The organism is Actinomyces sp. Marseille-P3109 (assembly GCF_900323545.1).
In the GTDB taxonomy this organism is placed as follows: Bacteria; Actinomycetota; Actinomycetes; order Actinomycetales; family Actinomycetaceae; genus Actinomyces.
The window spans coordinates 415471-427192 of sequence record NZ_OOHN01000008.1; the positions used below are offsets into that span (position 1 = coordinate 415471).

General features: G+C 68.9%; 12 protein-coding genes. 8 read left to right on the forward strand and 4 right to left on the reverse strand.

Going from position 1 to position 11722, the window contains the following annotated elements; genetic code table 11:
* The first annotated feature begins 1 nt into the window (after window position 1).
* The 3 genes from BQ8008_RS02050 to BQ8008_RS02060 are packed head-to-tail and all read left to right on the forward strand — an operon-like array spanning window position 2 to window position 2735.
* Window positions 2-802, forward strand: coding sequence for a metal ABC transporter ATP-binding protein (locus BQ8008_RS02050; RefSeq protein ID WP_108832596.1), 801 nt, complete (start codon window positions 2-4; stop codon window positions 800-802).
* A complete protein-coding gene (locus BQ8008_RS02055; protein WP_234415182.1) occupies window positions 799-1809 on the forward strand; it encodes a metal ABC transporter permease in 1011 nt (336 codons plus the stop codon). The genes BQ8008_RS02050 and BQ8008_RS02055 overlap by 4 nt, the downstream gene beginning before the upstream one ends.
* Window positions 1806-2735 carry a metal ABC transporter permease gene (locus tag BQ8008_RS02060; RefSeq protein WP_108832597.1) on the forward strand — a complete coding sequence of 310 codons (930 nt, stop codon included), beginning with the start codon at window positions 1806-1808 and terminating at the stop codon, window positions 2733-2735. Before BQ8008_RS02055 ends, BQ8008_RS02060 begins: the two co-directional genes overlap by 4 nt.
* On the opposite strand, the gene BQ8008_RS02065 is transcribed toward BQ8008_RS02060, so the two are convergent.
* Window positions 2691-3110 (reverse strand): DUF6157 family protein, encoded by a 420-nt coding sequence (locus tag BQ8008_RS02065; RefSeq protein WP_108832598.1) that lies wholly within the window; start codon window positions 3108-3110, stop codon window positions 2691-2693. The genes BQ8008_RS02060 and BQ8008_RS02065 overlap by 45 nt on opposite strands.
* A gap of 109 nt (window positions 3111-3219) precedes the next feature.
* Between BQ8008_RS02065 and BQ8008_RS02070 the strand changes: the two genes are divergently transcribed.
* Window positions 3220-4080: an AraC family transcriptional regulator gene (locus BQ8008_RS02070; protein WP_108832599.1), complete on the forward strand. Its 861-nt coding sequence runs from the start codon at window positions 3220-3222 to the stop codon at window positions 4078-4080.
* Window positions 4081-4112: 32 nt separating this feature from the next.
* Here the strand turns inward: BQ8008_RS02070 and BQ8008_RS02075 are convergent, their stop codons facing one another.
* A complete protein-coding gene (locus tag BQ8008_RS02075; RefSeq protein WP_108832600.1) occupies window positions 4113-5849 on the reverse strand; it encodes a phospho-sugar mutase in 1737 nt (578 codons plus the stop codon).
* A gap of 309 nt (window positions 5850-6158) precedes the next feature.
* Here BQ8008_RS02075 and dapE point away from each other — a divergent pair, with 309 nt between their 5' ends.
* From dapE to BQ8008_RS02090, 3 genes are all read left to right on the forward strand, one after another.
* Window positions 6159-7385: a succinyl-diaminopimelate desuccinylase gene (gene dapE, locus BQ8008_RS02080; RefSeq protein WP_108832601.1), complete on the forward strand. Its 1227-nt coding sequence runs from the start codon at window positions 6159-6161 to the stop codon at window positions 7383-7385.
* A gap of 95 nt (window positions 7386-7480) precedes the next feature.
* The gene (locus BQ8008_RS02085) at window positions 7481-8236 is read left to right on the forward strand and encodes a TIGR00730 family Rossman fold protein (protein ID WP_108832602.1); all 756 of its coding nucleotides are present in this window, start codon (window positions 7481-7483) and stop codon (window positions 8234-8236) included.
* Window positions 8237-8341: 105 nt separating this feature from the next.
* A complete protein-coding gene (locus BQ8008_RS02090) occupies window positions 8342-8509 on the forward strand; it encodes a DUF3117 domain-containing protein (protein ID WP_003782053.1) in 168 nt (55 codons plus the stop codon).
* Window positions 8510-8656: 147 nt separating this feature from the next.
* Here the strand turns inward: BQ8008_RS02090 and BQ8008_RS02095 are convergent, their stop codons facing one another.
* Window positions 8657-9292: an O-methyltransferase gene (locus tag BQ8008_RS02095; RefSeq protein ID WP_009403872.1), complete on the reverse strand. Its 636-nt coding sequence runs from the start codon at window positions 9290-9292 to the stop codon at window positions 8657-8659.
* A 160-nt stretch (window positions 9293-9452) separates the two neighbouring features.
* Between BQ8008_RS02095 and BQ8008_RS02100 the strand changes: the two genes are divergently transcribed.
* Complete coding sequence (locus BQ8008_RS02100; protein ID WP_108832603.1) at window positions 9453-10403, forward strand: twin-arginine translocase TatA/TatE family subunit; 951 nt, start codon at window positions 9453-9455, stop codon at window positions 10401-10403.
* A 127-nt stretch (window positions 10404-10530) separates the two neighbouring features.
* Here BQ8008_RS02100 and BQ8008_RS02105 read toward each other — a convergent pair whose 3' ends face one another.
* Window positions 10531-11673 carry an Mrp/NBP35 family ATP-binding protein gene (locus BQ8008_RS02105; protein ID WP_108832604.1) on the reverse strand — a complete coding sequence of 381 codons (1143 nt, stop codon included), beginning with the start codon at window positions 11671-11673 and terminating at the stop codon, window positions 10531-10533.
* Window positions 11674-11722: the final 49 nt, after the last annotated feature.

Consider the following 11722-nt stretch of genomic DNA (forward strand, 5'->3'; position numbering starts at 1 on the left):
CATGACAGACCCCCGCGATCCCGCACCCGCCTCGGCCGAGCCGGTCGTCAGCCTGGAGGACGCCTCCTTCTCCTACGGCCCCTCCACGGTGCTTACCGGCGTCACCGGGCAGGTCCCGGCCGGACAGGCCCTGGCCCTCGTCGGCCCTAACGGCTCGGGCAAGACCACCCTCATGCGGGCCCTGCTCGGCATGGTGGTCGTCAGTTCCGGACGGGTGCGGGTCAACGGGGCGGCGCCGGGACGTGCGCCGCGCGGGTCCGTCGGATACGTTCCCCAGGTCAGCGACCTCGACCCCACCTTCCCCGTCACCGTGCGGGAGGTGGTCCAGATGGGCATGTACTCCCAGCTCGGCATCCTGCGGCGCCCCGGAGCCCAGACCCGTCGTCGGGCGCTGGAGGCCCTTGAGAGCGTCGGTCTGGCCGACCGGGCCGAGCGGCGTTTCGGAACCCTGTCCGGAGGCCAGCAGCAGCGGGTCCTCGTCGCCCGCTGCGTGGCCGCCCGGCCCCGTCTCATCCTCCTCGACGAGCCCTTCAACGGCCTGGACCAGCCCAACCGCGAGGCCCTGCTGTCCATCATCACCGACCTTAAGGAGCATGGCATCTCACTGATCGTCTCCACCCACGACCTCGTCCTGGCCCAGGAGACCTGCGAGCAGGCTGCACTCCTGGCCGGTCGACAGATCGCCTTCGGGCCGCGTGACGAGGTCCTCGTGGCCCGCTACATCGATGAGGCCTACGGCGGCCACGGCACCACCCGGTTGCTGGGCCTGCGGTCTGGAGCAGGGGAGGGGGAGTCGCAGTGAACGGCTTCATGATGCTCTTCAGCCAGATCCTCGAGCAGCTGCGTCTGGCGGCTGAGAACGTCCCCGGCCTCACGCCTCTGGCCGACGCCCCCTTTCTCTTCCGGCCCCTGGTCATGGTGGTGCTCCTGGGCGTCGTCGCCGGCGTCATCGGCGTCATCATCAACCTGCGCAGCGCTGAGTTCAGTGCTGAGGCCATGGTCCACGCCGTCTTCCCCGGGATCGTCGCCGGCGCCGTCTACTGGGGGATCAATGCGATTATCCCGGCCGCTTCCGTCGTTGCCGTTGCCGCGGCCCTGGTGCTGACGATCGTCTCTCACCGCGCGCGTCACCATGAGGCCTCCGAGGCCGGCACCGCCGTCGTCCTCACCAGCTTCTTCTCCATCGGGCTCATCCTGTCCCTGGCCAAGGGCGACATGTCCGGTCAGCTTGAGGCCCTCATGTTCGGTCGACTCCTGGAGGTCACCGATGAGCGCCTGGCCCAGGCGCTCATCGTGTGCGCCGTCGCGCTCCTGCTCATCATGGCGACCTGGAAGGAGCAGGTCGCTTACGCCTTCGACCGCACCGGCGCCCGCGCTTCGGGTCTGCGTCTCCTCGCGCTCGATCTGGTCCTCAACACCGCCATCGCGGCCGCGGTCGTCTCGGCCTCGACGGCGGTGGGGACCCTCCTCGTCATCGGCTACCTCGTTATCCCCGGAGCGACGGCGCGCATTCTCTCCTCCCGGGTGCGCACCATGGTCCTCATCGCCGTTGTCGTTGGCGTGGGTGGCGGCTACCTCGGCATGCTGCTCATGGCCCTGCCCGCGACCCTTGACAAACCGGTCTCCCCGCAGGCTGCCGTGGCCCTGGTGATGACCGCGATCTTCCTCCTCGCCGTGGGTGCCGTCGGCCTGCGCGAGCGGCTCCGCCGGATGCGTGGGGGGACCGGGGGCAGGACAACGACGTTCAGCACAGCGCAGATTCGCGAGACGACGCCGAAAGACATGGTCTCGCAGGAGGAGCCGGCATGAGCATCGGGCTCGACATCCTTCTCCTGCCCATCATCGAGGTCATCCTCATGGGGTTGCTCGCCGGGCTCGTGGGCGCGATCGCCCTCGTCCACCGGCGGATCTTCTTCACCGAGTCACTCACGCACGCCACCTTCCCGGGTGCGATCGTCGGCGTCGTCGTTGCTGCCTGGTTCTCGCAGGCGGTCCTCGGTCAGCGTGCCGACTTCAACCTCCTGTCCGCCCTGGTGCTGGTAGGAGCCGGGTTCATGTGCCTGCCGATGATCTGGCACATGCGCCGGCTCTCACAGGTTCCGGGCATGACATCGCAGTCGGCGGCCGGCGTGGTCCTCACCTTCGGCTTCGCCCTGGGCTACTTCCTCTCCAAGTGGTTCTCCCCGCTGCCCCTCAAGGTGGACTCCTTCCTGGCCGGATCCGTCCTCAACGTCAGCCGTGTGGACGTCATCGCCGTCGGTGCTGTCCTGGTACTGACGGTGCTCGTGCTCCTGGTGGCTGGGCGGTTCCTCACCTTCTACAGCTTCGATCCGCTGGGCTACCGCGCTAGCGGGCTGCGCCCCGCCTGGCCGGAAGCCACCGTCATGGTGATGATCACCCTGACCATCGTCATGCTGGTACCGGCCGTCGGCACGATCCTGCCCATCGCGCTCATCGCCGCACCTGCGGCCGCGCTGGCTCCCTGGACCCGCACGATGCGTCAGCTGCTGCTGACGGCGCCGGTCCTCGGGGCGGTGACATCCCTTGCCGGTTTATGGGTCGCCGTACGGATGGGCCTGTCTGCCGGTGGTGTTATCGCCGTGGTCTCGGGGCTGGTGTACGTCATCTCCGCCGTCGCCCACTGGGTTGTGATGAGCAGGACCCGGGTGAGGATCCTGGAACGAGTCACGTCAGGAGGCGCGGCGCGAGCGCATGGCTCTCAGCTGGGTGAGTGAGGAGTCCTCCGAAAGCTCCTGGTAGCGCGTCGAGCCGAGAGGGACCAGCGCCACCCGGCCCTGGCCGTCATGATGGAAACCCCAGCCGTAGCGCTTGGCCAGCGGTGAGGAGCGCAGACAGGCCTGGGGCTTGGCGAAGAAGGCCTCCCGCTGTGCGGTCCGCCCCGGGGGCTCGATGTTCTGACGGATGGCGTGCACCTCGAACAGCAGGTCGTCGGAGGTCAGTTCGTAGGGGCGCTCACTGAGGAGCCGGTACTGGAGGAGGGCGATCGTCGGGGGTCTGCTTGCCGGGCCAGCAGGAGGCACCTGCGCGCTCTGCGCCGGGCAGTCCTCGGCAACCTGGATGAATGTCTCAGTGTAGTTGGTGCTGCTCATGGCCAGAACGCTAAGGGGGCCGGCAGTGCTGGCATAGGAGAAAGGCGACAGGTGCGGTGGTGATCGCGACGGCCACGGCGAGGCACGGGCGCGTGCCACACTAGGGGCCATGTCAGTCGATCTGGACTGTGGTCCACGGGAGTCTCCGATCCGTCCACAGGAGCGCACCGGGGTGCTGGCGCCGGATAACCTCAGCCGCTACCACGCGCACTGGGTGACGCCCGATCCTGCGGTGGCCGACGTCGTCGACCAGTACTGGCACGTCTCATGGAACCTGGGTGACCGGAGCATCGACCAGCGGATCATTGATGCCCCGGCCGTGACCCTGACGGTGGAGGAGGGTGATGTGCCCGCGCCCCTGGTGATCACCGGAGTCCAGGCCCGCGCCTGGCGCCGCACGATCCACGGCCATGGGAGGGTCTTCGCCATACGGCTGCGACCCGCGGGACTCGCCGTCCTCGGTGCGCTCTCGCCCCAGCGCCTGGCCAACACCACACTCCCCCTGACCGAGGAGCTGGACGCTGGACTGCACGCACTTATGCGCAGGGTCGCGGCCCACCCCACGCCCCAGGCCCGCACTCAGGCCGCCGATGAGGCGATCCGGGCACGGCTGGCCGACCGTCCGCTCTCGGAGGGTGGACTCCTGGCCAACCAGGTGGTCGATGAGCTGCGCTCCCGGCTTCACCGGCGCACAGGCGACTCCCTGCCTGCGGCTCTGCACGTCAGCGAGCGCACGATCCAGCGCTGCCTGCGCGCCACCCTGGGACGCGGACCAAGATGGGTGGGGCACCGCATCAGGCTCCAGGAGGTGGTTCTGGCACTCACGGCGCGCCCTGACGCCGACCTTGCCACGATCGCCGCCGATCTCGGCTTCGCCGACCAGTCCCACCTGGCGGGCGCCTTCAGGGCCGCCTGCGGGATGAGCCCCAGCGCCTATCGGCGCAGCCTTGAGGTCCTCATCAACGGATGATCAACGGGATGATGCGGTGGAGGGCTCTCGGCTCAGGCGGCGATCCCCAGGACGCCGCGCAGGTCCTCCTTGATGACCTCCAGTCGCTCGGCGGCCGCTTCACGCACCTCGGCCACCGGAGTGTCACCCACCGGCAGGATCACCTCGCAGTAGCACTTGAGCTTGGGCTCGGTCCCGGAAGGACGCACGACCACACGGTCATCCGAGGCCGTCACCCACACCAGGCCGTTCGTGGGAGGCAGTGTGCCGCCGTTGCCGTCCGAGACGCCGTCGAGCAGGTCCACCGTCGTGGTGACCGGGGAGCCGGCGAGCTTGGCCGGAGCCCCGCCCGAACGCAGGCGCTCCATGGTCTTGGTGATGATGTCGAGGTCCTCCACTCTCATGCTCAACGGGCTCGTGGCGTGCAGACCGTGCTCACGGGCCAGTCGGTCGAGCAGGTCCTGCAGCGTGCGCCCCTGCTGCTTGAGCACTGAAGTCAGCACCGCCAGCCTCACCGAGGCCGAGATGCCGTCCTTGTCCCGCACCGCAGCGGGATCCACGCAGTAACCCAGCGCCTCCTCGTAGCCGAAGACCAGGCCCGGCTCCCGACTGATCCACTTGAAGCCCGTCAGGGTGCGGCGGAACCCCAGCCCATGGGACTGGGCGATCCGGCGCAGCAGCCGGGAGGAGACCACCGAGCAGGCCAGGACCCCATTGCCTGCGAAAGCGGCCAGCTCAGCGGCCTGCTCACCCAGGAGCGCACCGACCTCATCACCGGTCAGCTGACGCCAGCCGCCAGGGGCGTCCGCGTCCGGGACGGCGGCCGAGCAGCGGTCGGCGTCGGGGTCGTTGGCGATCACCAGGTCCGCCTCGACCTCTCGCGCCCTGGCAAGCGCCAGGTCCAGGGCCCCGGGCTCCTCCGGGTTGGGGAAGGCGACCGTCGGGAAGTCCGGGTCGGGCTCGAACTGCTCGGCCACCTCGACGACGTCGGTGAATCCGACCCGGGCAAGCACCTCCCGGCAGGTGGCCCCGCCCACGCCGTGCATCGCAGTCAGCACGATCCGTACCGGGGCGGGGGCCTTCATCCGGGCCGCCTGGGCGGCCCGCTCGATGTACTCCTCCCGGATGGCCGGGTCGATCGTCTCCCAGCCCGACTGCGGGCGCGGTACGGACTCGACCGGTCCGACGGCGTCGATCGCCGCAGCGATCTCAGTGTCATAGGGGGGAACGATCTGGGCTCCCTGGCCCGAGTCGTTCACGGCCCGTCCACCCAGGTAGACCTTGTAGCCGTTGTCCTGGGGAGGGTTGTGCGAGGCGGTCACCATGACGCCGGCGTCGGCCTCCAGGCGCCGCAGCGCGAAGGCGAGCACCGGGGTGGGGCAGTGCGACTCGAAGAGAATGGCTCGCCCGCCCGCGCCCGTGACCACTGCCGCTGTGTCGCGCGCGAACTGCTCGGAGTTGTGGCGGGCGTCGTAACCGATGACGACGCTGAAACCCTCGCCAAGGCGGTCCTTGAGGTAAGCGGACAGGCCCGCAGCGGCCCGAATGACGACGACCCGGTTCATCCGGTTGGGGCCTCCGCCCAGGCGACCGCGCAAGCCGGCCGTACCGAAGGCGAGCGTGCCGCTGAAGGCGTCGTTCAGGGCCGCCTGAGCCACTGCGGCCTGCTCGCCTTGAGAGCGGGCCGCCGCCAGAAGCTCGGTGAGCTCGGCGCGGGTGGCGGGGTCCGGATCGTCGTGGATCCAGGCATTCACGGCGTCGTCGTCTACGTGTGTGTGGCCTCGGGTCATGTCGGTGACGGTACCGCGCTAAAAGTTCTGGAAGCGCTCACAATGATTCTCCTCACGGGTGTTTCCAGACACAAGAAGAATTTAGGTGAGATGTCCTCGGATCATGCGTAAAATAAGTAATCTTGAACTAAATTTGGATTGCAATTCGAGTTCATTTTAGAAAGGTGAGATGTCCGGTGTGATGAAGGCCTGGAGGAGGCGAGGCCGAGCGCTCGATGTGGTGGGCCGGCGCCCAGAAGGCGGCCGACGTAAACCGGTGAAGCGGCCGCGGGCGGGCCGGTATGTCCTCGTCTCCGTTAGCCTCGGGGCATGGCCTCCTCCACTTCGCCGGAACCGTTCTCAGACCAGTCCGCCACCGTCGCCCTGCCCCCATTGACGGGGCCGGACGCCGCGAGCCCGGCCGAGCTGGCCCTGGCCCTGGTGAATGCCCGCAGCGTCTCCGGGACCGAGGCCCCGTTGGCCGACGCCGTCGAGGCCGCCTTGGGCGAGCTGGAGCACCTGGAGATCCTTCGCCACGGCAACACCGTGATCGCCCGCACCCATCTGAGTCGACCCGAGCGGGTCGTCATCGCCGGTCACCTCGACACCGTCCCCGTCTCCCTGCACACCGACAACGTCCCCGGACGCCTCGAGCGCAGAGAGGGCACCGAGGTCATCTGGGGGCGCGGCAGCGTCGACATGAAGGGCGGGGTGGCCGCCGCTCTCCACCTGGCCGCCACCATGAGTGCGCCGCGCCGCGACGTCACCTGGGTCTTCTACGACAACGAGGAGGTCACCAGCGACCTCAACGGCCTGGGTCGCACCCTCCGGGCCCACCCCGACTGGCTGGAGGCCGACTTCGCCGTCCTGGGCGAACCCACCGGTGCCCAGGTCGAGGGCGGCTGCAACGGCACCCTGCGCGTTTCCCTCACCGTCCACGGCACTGCCGCCCACTCCGGGCGCGCCTGGCGCGGCGTCAACGCCGTCCATGCCGCCGCTCCCATCATCGACCGCGCTGCCGAGGCGCCGGTGCGCGAGGTCGAGGTCGAGGGCCTGACCTACCGGGAGAGCTTCTCCGTGGTGAGCATCGAGGCCGGCGTCGCCTCCAACACGGTCCCCGACCGCTGTCGCATCGGCGTCAACTACCGCTTCGCCCCCGACCTGACCGCCGAGCAGGCCCTCGCTCGGACCCTACGCATCCTGGCCGGACTGCCCGCCGAGGGCGCCGACGGGGCCATTGATGCCGATGACCTCGAGTTACCCGTCATCACCGCGGGAACCGGGCGGGTTGACGTCGTCGTCGACGACTTCTGCCCGGCGGCCCGACCCGGCCTGGACTCGCCTCTGGCCGCCGAGCTCGTCTCGGCCGTTCGCGCCCGCGGGGGAGGGGTCGGCCCCAAGTACGGGTGGACCGACGTCGCCCGCTTCTCGGCGGCCGGGGTCCCCGCGGTCAACCTCGGCCCCGGTGACCCGATGCTCTGCCACACCGACGACGAGCACTGCCCCGTCGAGCAGATCGACGCCGTCACCTCCATCCTGCGCGACTGGTTGGCCTGAACGGCGAGTGCTCACCCGCTCGCCCTCGGCCGTTGTCGCTGTCGACACCGACCGGCTCTTCTCCGTACCCGGCTGGTTTGGGGAATCATGGTCGTATGAGTACACGCGAGTCCTACCGCAAGGGGCCAGTGGTGCTGCGCGGCACCCAGATCCCCACCCAGACCACCGACGCACGACTGCTGAGCAGCGCCGCCGACGCCGATTGGCTTCACTCCGACCCATGGCGGGCCATGCGCATTCAGGCCGAGTTCATCGAGGGTTTCGGAGCCCTGGCCGAGCTGGGGCAGGCCATCAGCGTCTTCGGCTCGGCCCGCATCAGGCCCGAGGACCCCGCCTACCAGGTAGCGGTGGAGGTCGGGGCTGGGCTGGCCCGCGCCAACTATGCCGTCATCACCGGAGGCGGCCCGGGCGTGATGGAGGCCGCCAACCGCGGGTGTCACGAGGCCGGAGGTACCTCGGTGGGGCTCGGCATCGAGCTGCCCTACGAGCAGGGGATGAACGAGTACGTCGACCTCGGGGTCAACTTCCGCTACTTCTTCGCCCGCAAGACCATGTTCGTCAAGTACTCCGACGGCTTCGTCGTCATGCCCGGCGGCATGGGAACCCTCGATGAGCTCTTCGAGGCCCTCACCCTGGTCCAGACCCAGAAGATCTCCTCCTTCCCCATCGTCCTGGTGGACAGCGGATACTGGGGCGGGCTGCTGGAGTGGGTGCGCACCGCCATGATCGAGCGCGGAATGATCTCGCCGGCCGATCCCGACCTGCTTCATGTCGTCGATGACGCCGGGGAGGCTGTGGACTACGTGGTCGGTGCCGCCCGTCGGCTGCGCAACGGCCAGGGCGGGGCGTGAGTTGTGTTATCGCGGACGCATCCTCGAACGTTGCACCTTTGATGTCGTAGAATATGACAGGTCGCGCGGCGATGTGCCCGCGCAGCACTGACGAAAGGTGAGCACATGGCTGCCATGAAGCCCCGGACCGGAGACGGCCCTCTCGAAGTCGTCAAGGAAGGCCGCGCCATCATCATGCGGGTTCCGCTTGAAGGCGGCGGTCGACTCGTCCTCGAGATCACGGCCGACGAGGTCAAGGAGCTTGGGGAGGCTCTGGCCAACGCCAAGATCTGATTGATCCCGATGGTCTGGGGACAGACCGGTTTCGCTCGGTTCTCGGCGTCGAGGAACTGACAGCAGGGCCATCCAGCCTAAGAAAGAGAGGGTCGGACCCACGAGGGGTCCGACCCTCCTTCTTCTCTATCCTCTGACGTTGCGCCGTCAGGTCTGGCGCACGGAGACGAGCAGCCCGTCACCGACGGGAAGCAGCGTCGTCAGCAGCGCCCGGGAGGCGCGCAGTGCCTTGCCGAGCTCGCGGGCGGCCACCGTGGTGACGTCGCGGCGGGCAGGATCGGCCACGTGGTCGTTCCACAGGGCCCGGGTGACGGCCAGGACCCCGCCTCGGCGCAGCATCCGCAGCGCGTTGGAGGCCAGCAGGATCGCCTCCTCCGGGGCGACGTCGAGCACAACCATGTCGTAGGAGCGGGCTGCCATCCTAGGCATGACGTCGGAGGCCCGACCCTGGATGATGCGGGTACGTGAGGAGGGGTAGCCGGCGCCGTCGAAGGCGCGGCGGGCCTCACGCTGGAGCTCGGGCTCGACGTCGATGGTGGTGAGGACCCCGTCGGAGCCCATGCCGCCCAGCAGCCACAGGCCGGAGACGCCGGTGCCGGTGCCCACCTCGGCCACGGACTTGGCCCCCACAGAGGCGGCCAGCATCCGCAACGCTGCACCGGTCCCCGAGGACACCGGGGTGATGCCGAGCTCGAGCCCGCGTATACGGGCCTGGGCGGTGGCCTCGTCCTCCGCGGTGAAGTCCTCCGTGTAGGACCAGCTCAGCGTCTTGTCCGCACTCACTGTGAGCCTTTCTTCTGCTGCGGGGCGCCAGGCGCGGCCCCTCAAGCCACATTGTTCCAGGTGTTCGGCCGGATAGGGGGAAGGGCGGATGCCCGGGTGAGTCCGCCGGTAGGCGAACCGATGCGGAGCCGACCTGTGAGGACTCCTTATACTGAGCGGCGTGTTCGGCATCTCTGGATCTGAGTTCCTCGTCATCGTCCTGGTGGCGGTGGTTGTGGTGGGGCCGCAGCGCCTGCCCGAGTACACCCGCAAGCTCACGCAGATGGTGCGTCAGCTCAGGGTGTTCCTGGACAACGCGCGCAGCCAGATCGCCGAGGAGGTCGACCCCGAGATGGCCGACCTGGACCTGTCCAGCCTCGATCCGCGCCAGTACGACCCGCGCAAGATCGTGCGCGACGCCCTGGGGGAGGACATCGACGCCATCCGTGAGGACCTCGCCCACCCCTTCAGGTCCGTCGGCTCGGCCGCCAAGGAGGTCTCCGATGACGCCGCCCAGGTCGTCAACGACGTCGTCAAGCAGGACCGGGCCAAGTCGCTGAGCAAGCAGATCGAGGCGAAGCGGGCCGAGCAGCTGGCTGAGAAGAACAGTGCGAGCAACGCTGACGACGACGCGGAGAACAACACCGAGGCAGACGCTGAGACGGACACTGAGACGAGCACTGAGGCCGACATCGAGGCCGACGCCATCCAGGCGGAGGCGAGGGCGGACAACGCCTCCACCGAGTCTCAGGACGCGGCGGAGGGAATCGAGGCGGCCGACCTGACCGATGCGGCGGAGAACACTGAGGCCTCTGTGATCTCTGAGTCTCCCGCCCCTCCGCAGGGCGTGCTCCAGAAGGCGGATGGTGCTGAGCCCGACGTCGAGCAGCCGGAGGAGACCGAATCGCCGGAGTCCGGTGAGCAGCCGGCTGAGCCTGCGTCGGTGAAGGTCCCGGCGAGCCTGGTCGAACCGGGCGTTGATACCTCTGACGAGTACCAGCAGGACGCCTCGGAGGCGACCGACGACTCCGGCACCCGAGCGCGTCCTCTGTCTCCGCGTGACATTGTGCGCGCCGCCAACGCCGCCGCCCGCACCCGGGCTGAGGCCGCACGCGTCGCCGTCGACTTCTAGAGACGTTCCAGAGTTGGAGGCGTCGAGCCAGACGGATTTCGCGTAGCCGGACAGAAAAACCGTCGGGCTACGCGAAACGTGTCGGTCTCGGTGGGGCTCGGCCAGAACTGGGGCCGGTAGGGCCGGCTCAGGTCGGGGTGACTCCCAGGCTCTTGCCGGCCAGGCCGCGAGCGCGGTGGGACAGACGCTGGGCGACGGCGGACAGCTCCAAAGCTGCGGGGGCCTCGGCGACGGGCTTGCCGTCGTCGGCCACGGTAGCCGGGTTGCCGGTGTCGGAGCCCTCGCGCAGACGGATGTCCAGCGGCAGCTGGGCCAGCAGCGGCACCTCGTAACCGAGTGTCTCGCTCAGGGAGGTGCTGACGATCGTGCCCCCGCCGGAGCCGAAGATCTCCAGGCGCGAGCCGTCGGGCTGAGGCATGTAGGACATGTTCTCGATGACGCCCACCACCTTCTGGTGCGTCTGGGCGGCGATGAGGCCCGTTCGCTCGGCCACCTCGGCCGCGGCCGTCTGCGGGGTGGTGACCACAAGGATCTCGGCACTCGGCAGCAGCTGGGCCACCGAGATGGTCACGTCGCCGGTTCCGGGCGGCAGGTCCAGCAGAAGGACGTCCAGGTCTCCCCAGAAGACGTCGGAGAGGAACTGCTGGACGGCACGGTGCAGCATGGGGCCGCGCCAGACCACGGGCTGCTTGTCCTCGACGAACATTCCGATGGAGATGACCTTCACCCCGTGGGCCACGGGGGGCACGATCATGCCGTCGAGCTGGGTGGGGACCCGGTCCACCCCGAGCATACGGGGGATGGAGAAGCCGTAGATGTCGGCGTCGACGACGCCCACGCTCAGCCCCTGGGCGGCCATGGCGGCGGCCAGGTTCGCGGTCACCGAGGACTTGCCGACGCCGCCCTTGCCCGAGGTGATGGCGTAGACCCGGGTGAGGTTGCCCGGCTGGGTGAAGGGCACGACCGGCTCGGCGGCCCCCCCGCGCAGTCGGCGGCGCAGCTCGGCCTTCTGCTCGTCGTTCATGACGCCCAGGCTCACCTGCACATCCGTGACGCCCTCGACGGAGCCGACCTCGCGCCGGGTGTCAGCGGTGATCGTGTCCTTCAGCGGGCATCCGGCCACGGTCAGGAGCACCTCGACACTGACCACGCCGTCTTCGGCGATGTCAACGGAGGAGACCATTCCCAGGTCGGTGACGGGGCGGCGCAGCTCGGGGTCGATGACCCGATCCAGCGCCTCCATGACGGCGTCATGAGTCGGTAGCGGCATGGCCCCATCCTAGGGGTGGTACTCGGCGCCTCGACAGGTGGCGCGTCCC